At 46.0% G+C, this 18,479-nt stretch carries 20 protein-coding genes, 2 tRNA genes and 1 pseudogene; 13 read left to right on the plus strand and 10 right to left on the minus strand.

All coding sequences use genetic code 11. The features are described from left to right. The first annotated feature begins 3 nt into the window (after nucleotides 1-3). Complete coding sequence (gene pseC / locus KCO92_RS04450; RefSeq protein WP_104695160.1) at nucleotides 4-1,134, plus strand: UDP-4-amino-4,6-dideoxy-N-acetyl-beta-L-altrosamine transaminase; 1,131 nt, start codon at nucleotides 4-6, stop codon at nucleotides 1,132-1,134. A 55-nt stretch (nucleotides 1,135-1,189) separates the two neighbouring features. Here pseC and KCO92_RS04455 read toward each other — a convergent pair whose 3' ends face one another. Together KCO92_RS04455 and KCO92_RS04460 are read right to left on the minus strand one after the other, a co-directional pair. Further along, nucleotides 1,190-1,363 (minus strand): glycine zipper domain-containing protein, encoded by a 174-nt coding sequence (locus tag KCO92_RS04455; RefSeq protein ID WP_158653000.1) that lies wholly within the window; start codon nucleotides 1,361-1,363, stop codon nucleotides 1,190-1,192. A 97-nt stretch (nucleotides 1,364-1,460) separates the two neighbouring features. Further along, nucleotides 1,461-1,847, minus strand: coding sequence for a molecular chaperone DnaJ (locus KCO92_RS04460; protein WP_104695161.1), 387 nt, complete (start codon nucleotides 1,845-1,847; stop codon nucleotides 1,461-1,463). A 186-nt stretch (nucleotides 1,848-2,033) separates the two neighbouring features. Between KCO92_RS04460 and KCO92_RS04465 the strand changes: the two genes are divergently transcribed. Continuing rightward, a complete protein-coding gene (locus KCO92_RS04465; protein WP_158653540.1) occupies nucleotides 2,034-2,180 on the plus strand; it encodes a hypothetical protein in 147 nt (48 codons plus the stop codon). Between the two features lie 336 nt (nucleotides 2,181-2,516). Here the strand turns inward: KCO92_RS04465 and KCO92_RS04470 are convergent, their stop codons facing one another. The 3 genes from KCO92_RS04470 to KCO92_RS04480 form a co-directional block, all read right to left on the minus strand. After that, nucleotides 2,517-3,011: a hypothetical protein gene (locus KCO92_RS04470; protein WP_158653541.1), complete on the minus strand. Its 495-nt coding sequence runs from the start codon at nucleotides 3,009-3,011 to the stop codon at nucleotides 2,517-2,519. A gap of 126 nt (nucleotides 3,012-3,137) precedes the next feature. Continuing rightward, nucleotides 3,138-3,215, minus strand: a tRNA-Met gene (locus KCO92_RS04475). Between the two features lie 46 nt (nucleotides 3,216-3,261). Continuing rightward, nucleotides 3,262-3,726: an HP1233 family protein gene (locus KCO92_RS04480; RefSeq protein WP_104695163.1), complete on the minus strand. Its 465-nt coding sequence runs from the start codon at nucleotides 3,724-3,726 to the stop codon at nucleotides 3,262-3,264. 86 nt (nucleotides 3,727-3,812) lie between these two features. Here KCO92_RS04480 and KCO92_RS04485 point away from each other — a divergent pair, with 86 nt between their 5' ends. Further along, on the plus strand, nucleotides 3,813-4,931 hold the full coding sequence (locus KCO92_RS04485; RefSeq protein WP_199766157.1) for a tRNA pseudouridine(13) synthase TruD: 1,119 nt from the start codon (nucleotides 3,813-3,815) through the stop codon (nucleotides 4,929-4,931). A gap of 70 nt (nucleotides 4,932-5,001) precedes the next feature. Further along, entirely contained in the window at nucleotides 5,002-5,523 is a 522-nt protein-coding gene (gene folE, locus KCO92_RS04490; protein WP_199766074.1) for a GTP cyclohydrolase I FolE, read from the plus strand. Here the strand turns inward: folE and KCO92_RS04495 are convergent. Then, nucleotides 5,520-6,680, minus strand: a complete 1,161-nt coding sequence (locus KCO92_RS04495; RefSeq protein ID WP_104695164.1) for an FtsW/RodA/SpoVE family cell cycle protein — start codon at nucleotides 6,678-6,680, stop codon at nucleotides 5,520-5,522. The genes folE and KCO92_RS04495 overlap by 4 nt on opposite strands. A 117-nt stretch (nucleotides 6,681-6,797) precedes the next feature. On the opposite strand from KCO92_RS04495, the gene flgB reads away from it, so the two are divergent. The 6 genes and pseudogenes from flgB to KCO92_RS04525 all read left to right on the plus strand — a co-directional run bounded on the left by flgB (nucleotide 6,798) and on the right by KCO92_RS04525 (nucleotide 13,138). Continuing rightward, nucleotides 6,798-7,220: a flagellar basal body rod protein FlgB gene (flgB, locus tag KCO92_RS04500; protein WP_104695165.1), complete on the plus strand. Its 423-nt coding sequence runs from the start codon at nucleotides 6,798-6,800 to the stop codon at nucleotides 7,218-7,220. A 20-nt stretch (nucleotides 7,221-7,240) separates the two neighbouring features. Further along, the gene (gene flgC / locus KCO92_RS04505) at nucleotides 7,241-7,732 is read left to right on the plus strand and encodes a flagellar basal body rod protein FlgC (RefSeq protein ID WP_104695166.1); all 492 of its coding nucleotides are present in this window, start codon (nucleotides 7,241-7,243) and stop codon (nucleotides 7,730-7,732) included. 85 nt (nucleotides 7,733-7,817) lie between these two features. Then, complete coding sequence (gene fliE / locus KCO92_RS04510) at nucleotides 7,818-8,120, plus strand: flagellar hook-basal body complex protein FliE (RefSeq protein WP_104695167.1); 303 nt, start codon at nucleotides 7,818-7,820, stop codon at nucleotides 8,118-8,120. 35 nt (nucleotides 8,121-8,155) lie between these two features. After that, the gene (locus KCO92_RS04515) at nucleotides 8,156-10,021 is read left to right on the plus strand and encodes a peptidoglycan D,D-transpeptidase FtsI family protein (RefSeq protein WP_104695168.1); all 1,866 of its coding nucleotides are present in this window, start codon (nucleotides 8,156-8,158) and stop codon (nucleotides 10,019-10,021) included. Nucleotides 10,022-10,065: 44 nt separating this feature from the next. Next, nucleotides 10,066-11,169: pseudogene (locus KCO92_RS04520) on the plus strand (Mrp/NBP35 family ATP-binding protein); the annotation flags it as partial. Next, the gene (locus tag KCO92_RS04525; protein ID WP_233710431.1) at nucleotides 11,123-13,138 is read left to right on the plus strand and encodes an FUSC family protein; all 2,016 of its coding nucleotides are present in this window, start codon (nucleotides 11,123-11,125) and stop codon (nucleotides 13,136-13,138) included. The pseudogene KCO92_RS04520 and the gene KCO92_RS04525, both read left to right, overlap by 47 nt. Nucleotides 13,139-13,667: 529 nt before the next feature. On the opposite strand, the gene KCO92_RS04530 is transcribed toward KCO92_RS04525, so the two are convergent. Genes KCO92_RS04530 through KCO92_RS04545 form a run of 4 tightly spaced genes read right to left on the minus strand, consistent with a single transcriptional unit; the run spans nucleotide 13,668 to nucleotide 17,357 of the window. Then, nucleotides 13,668-14,615: a lipid A biosynthesis lauroyl acyltransferase gene (locus tag KCO92_RS04530; RefSeq protein WP_104695171.1), complete on the minus strand. Its 948-nt coding sequence runs from the start codon at nucleotides 14,613-14,615 to the stop codon at nucleotides 13,668-13,670. Beyond that, nucleotides 14,612-15,634 carry a lipopolysaccharide heptosyltransferase I gene (waaC, locus tag KCO92_RS04535; RefSeq protein WP_104695172.1) on the minus strand — a complete coding sequence of 341 codons (1,023 nt, stop codon included), beginning with the start codon at nucleotides 15,632-15,634 and terminating at the stop codon, nucleotides 14,612-14,614. Before waaC ends, KCO92_RS04530 begins: the two co-directional genes overlap by 4 nt. Further along, nucleotides 15,631-17,094, minus strand: coding sequence for a Ppx/GppA phosphatase family protein (locus KCO92_RS04540; protein WP_104695173.1), 1,464 nt, complete (start codon nucleotides 17,092-17,094; stop codon nucleotides 15,631-15,633). Before KCO92_RS04540 ends, waaC begins: the two co-directional genes overlap by 4 nt. Before the next feature lie 8 nt (nucleotides 17,095-17,102). Then, nucleotides 17,103-17,357, minus strand: a complete 255-nt coding sequence (locus tag KCO92_RS04545) for a YfhL family 4Fe-4S dicluster ferredoxin (protein ID WP_104695174.1) — start codon at nucleotides 17,355-17,357, stop codon at nucleotides 17,103-17,105. A 115-nt stretch (nucleotides 17,358-17,472) separates the two neighbouring features. Here KCO92_RS04545 and KCO92_RS04550 point away from each other — a divergent pair. The 3 genes from KCO92_RS04550 (at nucleotide 17,473) to KCO92_RS04555 (ending at nucleotide 18,321) form a co-directional block, all read left to right on the plus strand. Continuing rightward, nucleotides 17,473-17,547, plus strand: a tRNA-Asn gene (locus KCO92_RS04550). 184 nt (nucleotides 17,548-17,731) lie between these two features. Further along, complete coding sequence (locus KCO92_RS07685) at nucleotides 17,732-17,914, plus strand: hypothetical protein (RefSeq protein ID WP_411710204.1); 183 nt, start codon at nucleotides 17,732-17,734, stop codon at nucleotides 17,912-17,914. 2 nt (nucleotides 17,915-17,916) lie between these two features. Beyond that, nucleotides 17,917-18,321 (plus strand): outer membrane protein, encoded by a 405-nt coding sequence (locus tag KCO92_RS04555; RefSeq protein ID WP_411710205.1) that lies wholly within the window; start codon nucleotides 17,917-17,919, stop codon nucleotides 18,319-18,321. The last annotated feature ends 158 nt before the right edge of the window (nucleotides 18,322-18,479 follow it).

Below are 18,479 nucleotides of genomic sequence, written 5' to 3' on the forward strand. Positions count from 1 at the left end.
GCTATGAATCCCTATAGCACCCAATGCATTGATCAAAGCGATATAGAGGCTGTGGTGCAGGCTCTTCAGAGCGCACACCTAGCACAGGGCCCTTTAGTAGAAGAATTTGAAAAAGCCATGGCCACTTATTTGGGCGTTGCACATGTGCTGGCGTGTAATAGCGCCACTTCTGCACTGCTGATGGCCTACCAAGCTCTAGGGTTGGCAAAACATGATGCAATCACCACCCCTATTAGCTTTGTAGCCACGACCAACATGCTCTTAGCATGCCAGGCTATGCCACTATTTTGCGACATTGGGACAGATGGTAATCTGAACCCCGTGCTCTTAGAAGAAACCTACCGCGCGCATCCACAAAGAGAACGCGTTAAAGCAGTGGTGAGTGTGGACTATGGAGGGCGGAGCGTGGACGTACAGGCTATCAAGGAGTTTTGCGCGCGCTATGGATTGTATTTTATTTCAGATAGCTCACACGCACTTGGGGGGACTTATAGGGGGCAAAAGATTGGAAGTTTAGCTGATGCCACGATTTTTAGTTTGCACGCGATCAAGCCCATCACCACCGCTGAAGGAGGGATCATTGCCACGCATGACAGCGCACTTTATCATAAACTCAAATTACTGCGCGCGCACGGGGTGGAGAATCAGGGTTTTGATGTGGAAGTGCACAATTATGGCTATAATTTTAGAATGAACGAATTGCAGGGAGCATTGGGTTTAAGTCAACTGCCCAAACTCGATGCCTTTGTTGCTGTGCGCGAAGAGATCGCACGCTTTTACGATCGTGCCTTTACCAACAACCCTTATTTTACCCCCCTGCATGCAAGCTTACCCCCCCATGTCGCTAGTTCCAACCATCTCTATCCAATTCTCCTAAACCCAAATCTATGGGAGAAAAAAAACGCATTATTACAAGCTTTGCTGGACGCGCAAATAGGCGTGCAGGTGCACTATAAGCCCATTCATACCTTTAAGCTTTATCAAGAACGCTTGGGATATTTGCATCTCTCTACAGCTCAAGACTTTTATCGAGCTGAACTCTCACTCCCTTGCCACCAAAAAATGACCTTAGCTTTAGCCCAATACAGCGCAGACACACTCTTGAAAATTTGCGCGGAACTCTGGAGGTCATAAAGCGTCCACCTACTAGAAACGAATGAATCTACTGGGTTTACAAGACGGGTTTGGCCTACTTTTTGTCTTTGTCTCTTAAACCCATCAGACCACCTACAGCAGCTCCTAGACCTGCTCCAACTAGAGTGCCTACCACAGGAACCATAGAGCCTAAAAACCCTCCAATGGCAAACCCAGCCAAGGGCTTGGGAACTTTGGGGGTCGTCTTGTTAACTTGAGAATCTTCCATGCCTATCTACTCCTAATATTGTCAATACCCGTACCCAAACAATTTCCGGTCTCATCGTATGCTTTGATGATCTATCAAATGATGCTCTCCCCCTCCCCTAGTCTAATAACTTAAGTGCTTCTTGATAAAGCATAAAATTTTTCACCACCCAGTCTTTGAGCTGATCAACTTTCTGAGTAGAGACCCCCATCTCTTTGGCATAAAAATAGATAGTATCACGCTCATTATCATGCCACCTACTATCTGCCAGGGCGACAGAAGCCAATTCTAACAATACAGCGTGTTTAGCGTGATTAGTGGTGAAGATTCGACCTAAAGTATTTAAAGGCACTTCCTTCTCGCTGATGCCATATTCGCATTGCTTTTTAATCACATCTAAAGCCCCTAATTGCAATTCATGCAACACTCCATCGGCTTCAATAACTCTTCTTGCCAGATACAAGAACACTTGTCGTTGCTCCACACTTAAATCCTGAATAAACATGTTGCTCCTATGTTTAAAATTTTAAGTCCACGCGTCCAAACCCCTAGCTTTTAGAACAAGGATATACTTTTACCATTATTGTACGAATACTTGCATTATAACAGCCACGATCTTTTAACCCCTATCTCCACCATCAAAACTCGCTAGACTTTGCGCACCAGTATAAAGGATTAGCATCTGCACACCTTGAGCCAACAAGCCCAAACAGAATTGAGCGCAGCCCTAGCAGCACAGCAAACAGAGTTTAAAGGAGCTATTCAAGAATTCATTACGCGTGCGCGAGGCAAAAGTGTTTCAGAAAAGTTTTTAATCAAACAACAAGATCGAAAATAAGGAATTATCTGTGGGGGAGACCCCCACACCCCCCTGGGGCTTTTTAAGAGGGGAAAAAGTGTTGTAGAACGCTTTACAATCGTTTTGGGGGTATGGGTTCTTGAATGGTAAGGATATTAGAACGATTATGGGGCATTTTAGAGGGGTTTATGAAGGTGTTTTGAAGTGAAGAGGAGAGAAGATGTGTTTTGGAGGGTGTGAAGTAAAGCATTTTGAGTTCTTGTAAGAGGATTTGCATGGTTTAGCTGGTAGTGGCATCAATGGGATTACACACAAGAGTTTTTTGGGGCTTCTGGAGAGCTGTGAAGGCAAGACTACAGCTCATAGTTAACCACACTATGAGCGCATGGCGTGCATGGCCAACATCTTCCCCCGCAACGCGCTCACTAAGTGGAAGTCATTGCCCTCTAGGGCCTGAGCTAGAGAGGCTTTGAGGCCTTGTAGTTTGAATTGTGCTAGGACAAAGTCCCAATCAGCAGGTTCGATGGGTCTAAACTGAGCCAGAAAGCTCAAACCTCCTAGTTGCCCTTGTGTAATGGCTAAAAACACCTCTGGCATGGCCTTGAAGTCCTGGGCATGCAGGTACATGGACGCGCTGAAGCGAAAATCTGCATGCTCTAGCATGGCACGCAAGATGCGTCCCTCTGTGCTCAAAGAGGTGAGGGGTGGAGTTTTAGGCATGCTCTTTTTGAGGGCTGGCAAAGCAATAGGGGGCAAGTACTTTTGCAGGGTTTGTAGGCATTCCTGCTTTAAGAGCTTGGCTACCAAAGTTACCCGAAAAGCACAGGCACTCGAAAACAAGTATCGCCCAGAGTGAACCATTTTACTCAAAGGGAGGAGTCTCCTAGTTATAGAATGTCAATAGCCCTTGCATGCTAGGACGCATTCCGCACCAAACTGACAAGCAAAGTCATCAAAAAAAACAAAGTGAAGTGAGGTTTTCTTGAGAAATGGGAGTGGTGTCAAAGGGGGGACTTGAACCCCCGACCTCCGGCTTATGAGACCAGCGCTCTAAACCAGCTGAGCTACCTTGACGCAGACAAATGCCCATTATAAAGGCATTTTGCTTAAAAATAGTTGATTAGAGCATCACATCAAGGGCTTGGTAAGCCTGATCATAAGCATTTTTATAACGATCCACGAAATTTTGATCCAAACCTAAAGCCTTTTTAAACTGGGCTTCTTGGATGGCTTGCAAGCCGTCAAGTTTGCGTTCGATCGCTTTAGCATCTTCTTGAATTTGCCCACCATAAAAACTCGTCAAACTATAAAGCGACTGGGCTGCCAAGCGTTTTTCATTCTCATTCATGCCTGCTGTGGCACGCAAAAACGCGCTATATTCATTGTCGCTCATCAGCTCCAGCACTAAAAAACCATAGGTCTCGCGCTTCAAGCCATTGGGCTCGCGCTCCACTTTAGAAACCTCAGCGACTACCTGGGGCTGTTTCTCTTCCTTGGCAGGCACGGGGGCCTCGCCGCGTTCCAAATGCGACGCATTCAACAAAGCGTATAGATTAGGTTGGTTGCGTATATCTTTAACTTCCATAGGTCCATCCTATCTCAGAGATACACTAGATAAAGCAAAAATCAGTCCAGTTTGATTTTAAAGCCCTCCAATGGCTATAATAAAAAATGCACATATTAGAATCGCCCTTTTTTCCTCTTGATGTACCCACGCGCTTCTTCGCTTCCACCCACGCACCCATAGACTTTTACTTTAAAAAATGTAGCCGAGATTTTAGCGTGCTAGAAGAACCCCTTTACTCCTTTAGCGGTTCTGGTGAGCATGCCATACTTAAAGTGCGTAAAAAAGATAAAAGCACTTGGGAGATGCTTTCTATGCTTTCCCGGGTGAGCGGGTGCAAAATCGCAGACTTTGGCTATGCTGGGCTCAAAGATAAGCAAGCTATCAGCACGCAGTACATTTCCATGCCAAAAACTTACGCGCCTGCCCTAGAAAAATACGCCTCTACTTTGCTAGAACACGGCATTAAAATTTTAGAGATCACCGCCCATAGCCACAAAATCCGTTTAGGCCATCTCAAGGGTAACCACTTCCTTATGCGTCTTAAAAAGCTCAAACCCTTGGATGCGCAGAAAATAGAGCAGGTGTTGAGTTTTTTACAAACTTACGGCTTCCCCAACTACTTTGGGGCGCAACGCTTTGGCAAGAGTGGGGATAATTTCAAGCACCATGCCCCGCGCTCTAAAAAACTCAATGCCTTTTTTCTCTCCAGTTATCAAAGCCACCTTTTTAACCACTGGTTGAGCGCACGCATGCGCTTAAACACACTGATGCGCCACTTCAGCCCCCAAGAAATACATTCTGAGTTTGCTTTTTTAGACCTAAACGCCATCAAAATCCTACAAGATCAAGAACATTATTTTAAGCTCCTGGAGGGGGATATGCTCTGCCATTACCCCTTTGGAAAATACTTTGTCCATGACGATCTCTGTAATGGTGCGCGCCTGATCGCCCAAGAAGTCGCCCCTACGGGTCTGCTCACCGGGCAAAAGGCCGTGCATGCTCAAAAAGTGGCGTGGTCTTTAGAATACCCCTATGCCCACTTTCTTAAAGCAGTAGGGGATCGCCGTTATGCTCTCGTATTTCCTAGTGAGGTGCGTTTTACCTACCTTCCCCAAGAAGCCCAAGGCAAATTAGAGTTTTTTCTGCCCAAAGGGGCGTATGCCACGATCTTTTTAGAAGAAATTGCCGGGCGGGTTTTATTTTCTCCAAAGGAACGTACATGAACTTTAAAAATATAAGCACCCAAATTAGGTATCCTCTTTGCATTGTATAAAGCAGGATTTATGGGCTACATTGTGCACATGCATAGGTGAAGACCCCCAAAGAGAGGGGCTTAAAGACACCCCTAAGAGAGTCAAAGCCCTTTGGGGTCACCTCATGCAAGGTTACAGTTGCGATCCCGAGCAAATTTTACAGAGTGCTTTTAGTATCGAGCGTTGTGATGGGATTGTTTTGCTCAAGGACATTGAGTTCTATAGCATGTGCGAACACCATCTGCTGCCCTTTTTTGGGCATGTGAGTGTGGGCTATATCCCTAAAGATAGGGTCGTGGGGCTAGATGCGATCGCTAAATTAGTGGAGGCATTCTCAAGGCGTTTACAGATTCAAGAACGCTTGAGTGAAGAGATTGCAAGCACCTTCGAGCGGATTTTACAGCCTAAGGGCGTGGGGGTATTTTGCGTGGCTAAACACCTATGCATGGCCATGCGCGGGGTGCAAAAACAAGAAGTGGTGGTGAAAACCAGCGCGCTTAAAGGGCTCTTTAAGAGTGATGCGCGCACCCGCGCGGAGTTTATGCAATTACTACAATCCTAACTTCTAGCCTGTTTGGAGAGACATAGCACCAAGCCCAAGGCTAGGGCATTGGCAATGATGGAGCTTCCTCCATAACTCAAGAAGGGTACGGCAATTCCCTTGATGGGAATGATCCCACTCACTCCAAAGGCGTTGATAATGAAGGAAAAGCCCATGAGTAAGGCCACGCCCAAACAAAAGAGCATGTGTTTGGGATTGTCTAAGCGGTTGGTGATCTTAAACATCCCATGCAAGAGGGCTAACATCAATCCTACGCATACAAAGATCGCTACAAAGCCTAGCTCTTCAGCCAACCCGGCTAGGATCATGTCCGTATGCACCTCGCTTAAAAAACCCAGTTTGACCACCCCTTCGCCCAAACCTTGCCCCAATAACCCCCCATGCTTGATAGCGTTGGTGGCGTGGTAGATTTGATAGGGTTCGGGCAAATTGTCAATGCGTAGGCTGTTGGCAAGCTTGGAGGGCAAAAGAGAGAGGATCGAGCTTTGTAGATTAGACCACCAGAGTTTCATGCGCAAAATGCGGTGTGCGCTGGTGAAAATGGCCACGAGTCCGACAAGGAGCGCGAGAGTGAAAAAAATCTTAAAGAGTTTAAAGCTCCCCCCGGAGAAAATGAGCAAAAAGCCTAAGACAATGGCTAGTAAGATCACCTGCCCCAAATCGTTTTGCAACACCCCGATAAAAAAGGCAGCTAGCAAAAATAGGACGAAGTAAGGAATGAGAATCATCAACTCTTCTTTAACACTGGCCTTTTCTTGATTAAAGAAAGTGCGCGATAAACTCCAGGAGAGGAAAAATACAAAACCCACTTTAAAAAATTCTGTGGGTGCGAGCGAAAAGAAAGGGAGACGAATCCAGCGCTTGGCCCCTCCCGCACTAGAGGACATACTCTCAGGCAAGAAATTCATCAGCACAATGAGTAAAAACGAGCCAAAGAAAAGTATGAAGCCCAGTTTGACGAACCATTTATCCGGATTGAGCCATGAAATCCCCCACATGAGCACAATCCCCACCCCCACGGCCACCGCTTGGCGGATAAAAAAATGGAATTCTTGGTAACGGTATAGCAAAGTGGTGTAGGTGGAGAGAGAGTAACTCATCACCACGCTCAAGCCCATCAGCAGGCTCGCGTAGAGGAATAAACGGCGGTAGACCATCCAAGACCTTTGGAAAATATGTTTGGAAACTATGCTATAATTATACAAAATTTTGTAGGCTTGACTTTTAGGGTTATGGAATACTCCTTGCTTTTGAGCCTCTAAGAAAGGGTTCTTATGGATTTGTCTAAAGCCTATCCTCTAGTGTATAAGGCGATGGATTATCGCTCCTTGCGGCAGGATTTGATTGCGAGCAATATCGCCAATGTGGATACGCCTTTTTACCGCCCTAAGGATTTAGATTTTGAGACGATGTTAGCCCATAAAAAGGCCGAAGTGTTCGATCACCAAAAAGATAAGCACCTAAAGCTTGCCGAGACCAATCCGCGGCACTTAGAGCCTAAGGAGGTTGAGGACAATAGGGCGACCATCTTTTTTAGAGATGGGCACTTGGCTAAGAATGATGGCAATAGCGTGGATATTGATATTGAAACCTCAGAGATGGGCAAAAATTCTACCATGTACTTAGCCCTCACCACCGCGCTTAAGAAGCATAAGAGTATCGTCAATTACGCTATTGACGCAGCGAAGAATATTTAGATTAGAAGAGAGGACAGCCCATGTTTTTATCTAGTTTTGACATCAGCGGTTATGGATTATCCGCCCAAAGAGTGCGCGCCAATCTCATCTCTTCTAACATTGCCAACGCCAACACCACCCGCACCGATGAGGGCGGGCCTTACCGCCGCCAAGAGGCGATCTTCAAGTCCTTTGACTTCAACAAGGTGTTGAATGAGAAGCTCGCAGAGAATAATAATCTCATGGAGTATGAAGACCCCTTAGATGAGAGCAATGATATTGAAAAGCCCAATCCGCCTGTTATGGGGGTTTACATTGAAAAGATTGTGCGCGATGACAAGGCCCCGTTGCTCAAGTACGACCCCACCCATCCGGATGCGGACGCGAATGGTTATGTGTCCTACCCCAATGTGAACCCGGTCGTGGAGATGGCGGATTTGATCGAAGCCACGCGTGCCTATCAGGCCAATGTAGCGGCGTTCCAGAGCACTAAAAATATGGCAACCAATGCCATTGGCATGCTGCAAGCTTAATTTATAAAGAAAGGAGATTCTCTTTTGCGCATTTAAACATTCGCCAGAAGAGACGATATAGGTGAACACGATGCAAGGAGTCAATATGAAGACTTTATACACCGATATAGGGTTGAGCAAGACAAGCACTCCTTTAGATTCAAAAGCGCATGAGAATCTAATGGAGAAGGGGGAGTTCTCTGCGATGCTCAAGCATTCTATTGATGAACTCAACAACACCCAAAAGGAGTCCGATAGGGCGCTCGCAGACATGGCCACGGGGCAGGTCAAAGACCTGCATCAAGCAGCCATCGCTATTGGCAAGGCTGAAACCAGCATGAAGCTCATGCTAGAAGTGCGTAACAAGGCGATCAGTGCCTACAAAGAACTCTTAAGGACACAGATCTAATCTGCCTATGTGGCTTGTGCTTATGGGGTTTTTGAGTGAGCACTGAGCCTAATTCGAGTTTCCCCCACCCGAACCCTAGAAATCCAGAGCTAGACCCTAGACGCACAGAAAGGCTCCTGCTCATTTTTCTCGTGGTGGGAGGGTGTTTGTTGCTCTTTGTAGTGGTGATGTTTTTTAAGGCCATTCTGCCTAGAAAGATGCCTGCCTTTGTGGTTACTAAGACCAATATCGCCATGCGTGGCACCATTTATAGCCAGGATGGCTTTAGTCTAGCCAGCAGCCAAAAGCTCTTTAAGGTGAGTTTTAATCCCCTCTCCATCGATCCGGATAAACGGGATTTCTTTATCGATCTACTCTCCATCTATACCAGCATTCCTCGTGATCTCATCGCCCAAAAGGTCGCCCAAACTTCCTATGTTACCCTCTCTTATAGCATCAATGCCAACACAGCGGCTAGCTTGCGCCAGCTCAACGCTAAATTGCTCGCCTATAATGTTTTTGTAGAGTACGAAGATGCCAATAAAAAAATCATGCCCAAGGTAGGTTTGAGTATTGAAGTGAGTGGAATGGCCAGAAACTACCTCTACAAAGACAATTTTGAGCCTTTGGTGGGCTATGTCAAAAAAATCGACACTTCCAAGATCACCATGGTGCAGGGGGTTAAGGGGTTAGAGAAATTTGGGAATAAAAGACTTGCTGCTAAACACGACGGGCAAGACACTGGCAAACGCGATATTGGCTTTAATCTGATTGAAGATAAGAGTTTTGAGAGTATTGCTAGAGTCGATGGTTTTGATATCACTCTGAGTATTCCTCTAAAAATCCAGCGTGATTTAGAACGCCTCTTAGATAGAGCTAAGACCCACTATAAATCCCAGCAGATCATCGCAGGCGTATTCTCTCCCAGAAATGGAGAAATTTTGACCTTAGCCACTACAAAACGCTTTGATCCCAATAGTATTCAAAAGAGCGATTACCCCGCTTTGAATGTGGATGCGGTCGAGCTCTCTTTTGAACCCGGAAGCACAATTAAACCCATTGTTTACAGCCTTTTAGTAGATAAAAAGCGCATCGATACAACCCAGCCTATCGATTTAAGCCATGGCACTTACAAACTGGGCAAATATACCATCAAAGACGATCTCATTCCTCCCAAAAACGCCACGATTGAAGATGTGTTAGTGCGCTCCAGTAATATAGGCATGATCAAGCTCTCCAAACGACTCAGTGCCCAAGAGATGTATGAAGGGCTCAAAAGTTTTGGGGTGAGCGAGCCTACAGGAATCGATTTACCCTATGAAAAAACGGGATTGCTCCCCAGCGTGCGTTTACTGAATGGAGAGGTCTACAAGGGCAGTGTGTCCTATGGCTATGGCCTGCGCACTACCTTTATGCAGCTCCTGCGTGCTTATGGAGTTTTTGCCAATGATGGTTTTCTAGTTACCCCCCATTTGGCCCAACGCTTCAATGCCTCTAATGGCGATGTATATATTCCTGATTTCCCTCCTAAAAAACAAGTGATTAGCAAGGAAAGCGCGCGTAAGATGCAAGAGCTCTTAATCAAGGTCGTAACCCATGGCACAGGCAAGAGCGCGCAGGTAAGTGGGCTCACCATTGGGGGCAAGACGGGCACAGCGCGCACAGCCAATAAGGGTAAATACACTGATGTTTATAATAGTTCTTTCTTTGGCTTTGCTAAGGACAAGCAAAACACTTATGGTATTGGCGTAGTGGTCTTTGGTTCTTTGGGCAGTGAAGAATATTATGGTAGCCAAACAGCCGCGCCCATTTTTAAGCAGATCGTGCAGATGCTCATCAAAAACCAGTACCTCACTCCCACCTCAACACCCACTCCACCCCCAAAAATTCCTACGCGTCCACCCCTATCTCCCAAGCATTAAGAGAAATTCTAACAAGCCCATGTTAGACTAGGGACACACCCCAAAGGATGGATATGATCACACAGGATCAGGTTTTAAATTCTTTAAAAACCGTCATTTACCCCAATTTCGAGCGTGACATTGTCAGCTTTGGCTTTGTCAAAAATATTACCTTGCATGAGAATCGCTTGGGTCTACTATTAGAAATCCCCTCTAGCTCCCCAGAAGTCAAAGCGACTTTAGACAGGGAGGTGCGCACTAAAATGCAAGAGATCGGCATTAACGCGTTGCAACTAGACATCAAAACCCCCCCAAAAAGAGAACCCCAGCAAGCTACCAGCAATAAAAATCTTGCTCCCAATATCAAACATGTGGTGATGGTGAGCTCGGGCAAGGGCGGGGTAGGCAAGAGCACGACCAGTGTCAATTTAGCCATCAGCCTAGCTCAGCGTCAGCAAAAGGTTGGTTTGCTAGATGCCGATGTCTATGGCCCTAATATCCCTAGGATGCTGGGGCTAGTGGGCGTAGACCCGATGAGCGATCCCAGTGGGAAAAAGCTCATTCCCTTGGAAGCCTATAATGTCAAGACCATGAGTATGGGGCTACTCTATGAAGAAGGGCAGAGCTTGATTTGGCGGGGCCCCATGCTCATGCGTGCCATCGAGCAGATGCTCACCGATATTTTATGGGGACAGCTCGATATTCTCATCGTGGATATGCCCCCCGGAACAGGAGATGCTCAACTCACTTTAGCTCAAGCCGTGCCTATTAGTGCGGGTATTAGTGTTACCACTCCTCAACTGGTGAGCCTAGATGACGCGGCGCGCAGTTTGGACATGTTTGCCAAATTACACATTCCTGTTGCGGGTGTGATTGAAAACATGAGTGGGTTTGTCTGCCCGCATTGCCAACATACCAGCGATATTTTCGGCAAAGATAATCTAGGAGCATTATTAGAGGCGTATCAAACCCAGATGCTTGCGCGCATCCCTTTAGAAATGCGTGTGAGAGAGGGAGGGGATAAGGGCACGCCCATTAGCGTGCTTGATTCCAAATCTCCAGTCAGCCTTGCTTACCAACAAGCCGCTGAAAACTTGTTGGAGTTCTTAGCCAAAGTGGCGCGTGAAGAACTTGCCACGAATAAAGAAATCCAACCCACTACCCGCTAAACTCGTGCTAGGCAGTCTCAAGCGTGCCGTCCACCTCTATGATCCGGGCTATTTCAGCCTGATCTACGCGCTTAAGGCTACTTTCACCACCTTTGTGTGTGCGGCGTTGGGGGCGTTTTTCTTCACCCCATTTGTGACCATTTGGGCAGGATTTCAGGCCATTTTTATCTACTATCTGAGTGTGCTCATCAGTGATAAGGATCACGAGATTCACTACCTACTGGGGTTTGTGTTACTCAGTTGTTTTAATATCCTGCTTTTCTATCCCATTGCACATTTTGGGGTATGGCTCTGTGTGCCCATGTTTGGGGTTACTTTTTTAGTAGGCATGTCTATGGCCTATAGCCCGGATTTGCATAAAGTCTGCAATACCGCTCTGTCTAATGGCATTGTAACTTGTTTGTTCGTAGACGCACACGCGCCCATTGATCTCACACAAAGTGTAAGCATGGTAAGCCTATTGGGGATAGTGAGCATTGTGCTGCAGTATTTCATTTTCGTTTCCAAGTATAGTACTTTTACCAAAAAGCGTTTTGGTGTTCTGCTTTCCAACATGGAATTGATGTTAAAATACGCCAATCATCCCCATGATTATGCTCTCATCAAAACTCAAGTGCTTCAGCAAATCCAAAATACAAAGATGATCTTGAGCTCTAAATCCAGCAAGATCAAAGACCCCCACACCATCCAAAACTTGCAACGAAGCCTCTTTCAACTCCACGCCTTAGAGGAAATGTATCATTCTATTCACTCCATTTATGGCCAGTTTAACACGCAAACTTTAGAGCCTGTGCGCCAAGAACTCCTATTGAATTTCAAGATTTTAGCCGGCATGTTTGCTCAAAAAAATATCCCCCTGCGCACGGATGCCCTGCAACATCTAAATCCCCATGTCGACAAGCTTGTGTATCACTCCTTAGAAATTATCTATAATAAAATGCATACCTTCCTTATAGGTGGGGAAATGCCTCTTAATCCACAAAACACACCCCTTCCTTCTCCTAAACATATCTGGCATGCCCTACACTTTAAAAACCCCATTTTTCAATATGCCTTTAAATACGCCACAGCCATGGGCATTGCCGTCTTTATCGCGCGCTACTTTGGGTTTAACCATGGCATGTGGATTGCAATGGCTACCTTAATGGTGTCGCGTTCTTCTTTAGGAAGCATCAAAGAAACTCAGATAGAGTTTGTTAAGGGTACAGGGATTGGTCTTATCCCAGGACTGCTTGTAGTTTGGCTTTTTGGAGAATCGTGGGTTTTTGATGCCTTTCTGGTACTTGCGATTTTTCTGTTCATATACCTGAAAGTTTATTCCTACACCACCTGGGCGGCTGCGCTCATGTTCGCTTTTGTGCTCTGTTTCTCGCTCTTTAAGCAACAATTTGCGGATTTGATTACAGCACGCCTGATTGATATTGCCATTGGGATTAGTATTGTCTATGCTGTTTTTCTTTTCCTATGGCCCAAGTATGATAAAGATACCTTTGTCCAGCATATCCAAAGCACTTTAACCACCTTAAAGAACCTCTTAAATTTTACACTCAAGCCCGATCACTCACACATGTTGGCCATGCAGAAAGTTTTCTTAGAACAACTCAATGATTTCAGACTCTGCTTAAAGAATGCCCGCAGCGAAACAGCCGACCCTAAGACAATTGAAGCCCTTTTTAGGGCACTCAAATGCCTAGATGTATTGGATACCTCCAGTTATCGCCTCTACGAGTTTTGCTACTCCACCCCCCTCTCTGAGGAAACACAACTGTTCGTGCACAACAATACCCGTCTCATCCTCAACCGCTACACGCAAATGCTCAACTATGTGCACAACAAACCCCACTTCTTCAAGCCACAGGAAGCAGGGCGATTGCTAGGCATTAGTAAAGATCTGGATACCCTTTTTAGCACTCTCTTTAGCGCACAGAATAAACTGTTTACCGAAATTACCCATGTGTTCAAATACTAGATCGAGGATTACTAAATCCTGTCTTCTTTTAACACTAGAATGACATGGGTAATCTTTCTTCAATCAACCTCAAGTTTACTAAGCTCAGTATCCAAGAGAATCATAACGACAGATCCATTGCCCCTGGCTATGTACTCAAGGTGGGGGATCAGGCATAGAGTGTAATAGGAGTGCTAAAGAGGCTAGAGCTCTAAGAGATAATCTAGTAGAGCAAGCCAAGCTACACTATGAGCAGCACTTCAATCAGTCTTTTAAAGCCAAGAGCTATCTATGGAGTGCCGTGGTTAATCTCAAGGACACGAGCACCATGCAAGACCTAGAAAGATTAGCTCAACACTTCAAAGACAAGTATGGGTTTCCGCTGTAAATGCCTTAAATTCAGAAGTGCTCGAAACAGAAACAGAGAGATCAGCTTCTCATAGAGACTTATAGGGTATAGCAAGAACTCTCAGAGTTTATGAGTTCTGTGATTGAGTTTCTGCAAGAGTGTATCCTGGTATCAGGGCCTCATCATGGGTTAGAAAAAATTCTACTGCTTTGAGCGGTGCGTGTTGTAAATCTCTGGATGAGTGCTTTTAAAACGCCGGTGAAACCAAAACCAACTTTCTGGGTGCTCTCTAATGATTTGCTCACTCAAAGTGGCCTGTGCCTGGGTGGCCTCCAAAATGTCCGCTTGTGCATCGGAGGTATTTCGCGCTCTGATGGGAGGATAATAAGTGGCGGTATAGTGGCTGTAGTCTTGGTTAAAGTCTACAACGACGGGTAAAATTCCAATCTTGTAGCGACGCGATAAGATAGAGGCAATGGTGGTGTGCGTTGCCTCCTTGTCAAAAAAGCGCACCACCACACCCTCTCTGAGGGAGATGTTTTGATCGACTAAAATCCCTACAAGACCCCTACCTCGGTTGTAGACCTTGAGCAACTCTTTGAAAGCGCCAATTTTGTTAATAAAGCGCACCCCAAAGGCCTCGCGCCTCTTAATAAGCAAAGCGTTAACAGCATCAAATTTAGTGAGTTTGCCTAGAGAACCCCTCTCTTGATCCGCGTGAAACCGCGCTAAAGAAGTCCCAATGGCCTCCCAGTAACCAAAGTGCAAGCCCATAATGACCGCCTGTCCGTCTTGTTTGAGCAGATCGAGGATTCTGTATTGATCAACGATGTCAAAGCGTGCATCGTAGTCTTCTTTAGATAAAAATACCGATCGTATGCTCTCTAGCACAATGAAGGCCAGATTGTTATACCCGCGCTTGATAATAGCTTCTTTTCGAGCTAAACTCATCTCAGGGAACACAAAATCCAGATTAGCTCTTGCGTCCCAATAACGCCTTCGATCCAGTTTAGCCATCACAAACCCCAGTCCCCGCACACAACCTGCAAAGGCTCGGTGAGGAAGTTTGGCCAAAATCCAGCCCAGTGCATTTACACTCCATTCTAAAACATGTGTGCAAAAAATTTTCCATTCTCTGCGCATACTCATTGTACCTCTCCTAAGACCCTCATAACGGCTTGAGCAACCTGTTGGGGAGGAAGATTCTGAATGGAAAAATCCTTTTTGGAATAATTGGCCTGTGTATTGCTTGCCAAGGCAATGTGGCCACGACCCTCTAGGCTAAAGCGCGCCTTGGGGGTGTTGCCATAAAGAGTAACTGAGGGCACTTGAAGAGCCCAAGCTAAATGCACAATGCCTGTATCTCCTCCCACCACGACATCTACAAGAGAAACCAAAGTTTTTACCTCTTCTAGGTTTAAGGGAGGAAGCAAGATCGTGGAAACTTGAGATTCAATCTCCTTGTGGAGCATTTGTGCGCGTTCGAAGTGGGCGTGCCACAAGAGTACAATTTCAACTCCCTCATTTTGGAGCAAAAGTCCCACTTGGGCAAAATGTTGCCATGGGTAGACTTTATTGGGAGTGGACGCCTCGAGTACAAATAGAATTGTGGGGCGCGCACGCGTTAACAACTTCTCTAGCTGAGGAGAGGGAGGGAGATGGAACGCGGAGCGGCGCGCCTCCAAAACGCAATTCCATGCACATGGCTTTAGCATGCCAAATCCACACTCAAGCACAGCTTGATTGCGCTTGAGAATATGTGCGCTATAGGGAATATTGACTTTGTGGCTGTAAAAGAAACTCGCCAAACGCTCCCTGATCGAAGAAAAATCAAAGCCTACAAAAGCTTTTTTAGGCAAATACGCCCCAAATAGAGCAGATTTAAGCAAACCCTGCATATCAATGAGCACATCAAAATGTTCCATATGGTGCTTGAGTTTGCGGTAGAAGCGCCAAATTTTAAGGGGATTTTTAGTGCGCAAGACCTGCTTATAAGGGACAATATGCAAGTGATCAATGTGGGGCGCGTTTTGTAAAATAGGGGCAAAGAGAGTGTCTACAAACCAGTGAATACGCGCTTGCGGGTAGTTTTGCTTGAGAAAGGGTAAAAAAACCGCACTCAAGACAATATCGCCCAGCGCGGAAAACCGAATAATGGCGACATTCATAAAAAGTCAATATCCAAAGAAGCAGGTTTGTTTAGCTTAGCGATCACTTCCTGGCATAGATAAAGCTCCTGAGAGCTCTTAATGGTGAGGGTTTTACCCCTGAGGGTATAGACGATATCCTTGGGCACGCGTGTAGTGCAAAGGGCTTCAGCCAGTCCTAAAATGAAACTCAGCCATTGCAAAGTCAAAATGGGGGGCATGATTGCACTGATATGGGCGATATTGCTATCCTTGGGGATTTTCTTTTGGCTAAATTGCACGAGCAGGCAAATAATGGCGCGATCTTGGTGAGAAAACCCATAACTCAGAGCATTGAGCGCCAAATAGGCAGCATGCTTATGCGTGCCATAGAAATTAAGAACCTTGCCAATACTGGAGAGTTGTCCTGCAATTTTGAGGTGGTAGAGATATTCCGAAGTGATGCGATGCAAGGGTTGCAGCGTTTCAAAAAGTTTGACACACACCCGCTTGACCTCTTGACTGTGTTGGGCATGGGGTAAAAAGCGATCGAGTAAAGAGAGCATGGAAGGGCTGATTCCCTTGGGAAAGCTGCACCTATGGTGCCTGAGCATATCGCTTAAAAACACTCCTTCGCGCACTCCAACCCCGCTTGCCACGATCTTCTCAGGGCGCAAATGGCGTAAAAACGCCCAAAAAATTAGCGCTCCACTGCGGATACTATCCTGCCTATCTGCTCCTACTCCTAGCACTTCTAAACGCGCCTCTGAGCTGTTTGCTATTTCATAAATGAAATCCAAATGCTCAGACACGCCCATCTCATAGCCATGCACTACTTCGATGGGGTAGTTATTGCGTTTAATGGCAAGCTTAGCGATGGCACGGATTGTCCCACCCACACCAAAAACCTGAATGCTTTGGTAATGCGGGGGGATTTTTTCAAGTTCTTTTCCAATGAAGTCCAGAGTGCGCTCTAAGGAGGCATTCTTATCTAAAAAAAGCTCCTTAAGGCGAATTGTCCCTATATTCAAGGAAAGCAAGTCGACGATCTTGCCCTCCTTGATGAGAGCGCATTCTGTACTCCCTCCGCCAATATCGATCGTGATTCCCTCCCTGTGGTGCAGTAGATTTGCGCAAGCCACACCGCCATAAAAGGCTTCCTTCTTACCATCAATAACCCTGATACGCAACCCGCATTCTTTGCGAACGAGGGCAATAAATTCTTGGGCATTGGGCGCATCGCGCACAGCACTCGTGGCTATACAGAAAAGTTTTTTGCTCTTGTATTTTTGCGCAATCTCTTTAAACTCCATGAGGGCTTTGAGGGCGCGTTTGATGGGCACTTTCTGCAAGACACCCCCATGCTCATAACTCCCCTGAGAAATACGCACTTTAGATTTGAGCTCATAGAGCAAATAAAATCCAAACTGACTGGTTTTCTTGAAGATAGCCATGCGCATAGAGTTCGAGCCGATATCGATGATCGTGGTGACTTTTGCCATTCCAAGGTTTAGTTTTTGTGGCTTTGAAGCACTTGGTATTTGTCTTGAAGTTCCTCTGGGCTTTCTGCATTATTAGGATCGAGCACAATAGCATCTACTGGGCACACACTCACGCAACTAGGCTCGTCGCTATACCCCACACACTCCGTGCACAGATCAGGATCGATGCTGTAAATTGGATCGTTCTCATCAATGGCTTCAGTGGGACATTCTTCACGACATGCATCACAGGCAATGCATTCCTGACTAACTAGAAGAGACATGCTTGACCTTTTCCATAAGATAATGTGGGCACTCATCATAGCAAAGCAAACCTAAGACAGCACTAAAAAAGGACTTGACAAACACCTAAAATTTTATGTATAATGGCTTCTTCATTCCAGATTAGCTCAGCGGTAGAGTAGGCGGCTGTTAACCGCTTGGTCGTAGGTTCGAATCCTACATCTGGAGCCATCGTCTTCTCTTCACTTCTTAAATTAGCTTGCATTCGTGTTTCGCGTGGTCTTGTGGACATTATTGGGTTTACCATTCACAACGCAGGTTTTTGGTCGATCTTACGGGGCGGATAGGGTAAAGCTAGAAATGGAACGCTTTTAGCTTTCTGGCCCATGTCCTAAATTTTAGTAAGGAGTTTTTCATGGCCTTTGGAATCAAAGCGAAAAGTTTGGTGCTTTCAGCATTAGTGGCAATGGGTGCAACTCAAGTTGCCCAAGCAGAAGAGAAAAATGGCTTTTTCCTAGGACTTGGGTACCAACAAGGTAAAGCTGGGGGGGAGAATATACGAAAGCTCTTTCGAGTGGGTTTCCCATCTATGGTTTAGATGTGAGAGTGGGGGGTGTTGGCTTTGTCAATAAATGGTTTGGCGGGCAGGCTTATGGCTTCTTTGACTGGAACAACAGCAACCAAGTTGGATCAACTAGCAATGACAAATGGAATATCTACAACTATGGTGCGGCTGCGGATGCGATTGTCAATATCATCCCGACCGAGCCCTTTGCCCTTGGTCTAGTGGGAGGCATTCAGCTAGCAGGTGACACCTGGAATTACAATGGTTTTTCTCACACCGGCTTTCAATTCCTCTTCAATGTGGGCGGTCGCATGCGCATTATGGAGCACTCGTCCATCCAAGCCGGAATTAAGTTCCCCATGATTCCTCAGAAACTCACCGCAGAGATGAGCGATATCAGACGCTATGTATGGTATGTTGACTATGTCTTCACTTTCTAGGTAGGCGATCTTTGAGCGCCCTTAAGGGTGCTCAAAGCCATCTTAGTATTTTGGACTTGATCAGGGTCTTTAAGACTCTCCGGCAGAAATCCCACTCGTCTTTAGCGGGTGGGATGAATGCCCCTACCCTTGATTTTCTATGTATCTTTTGATAGTTT

The organism is Helicobacter salomonis (genome assembly GCF_017979425.1).
GTDB lineage: Bacteria > Campylobacterota > Campylobacteria > Campylobacterales > Helicobacteraceae > Helicobacter > Helicobacter salomonis.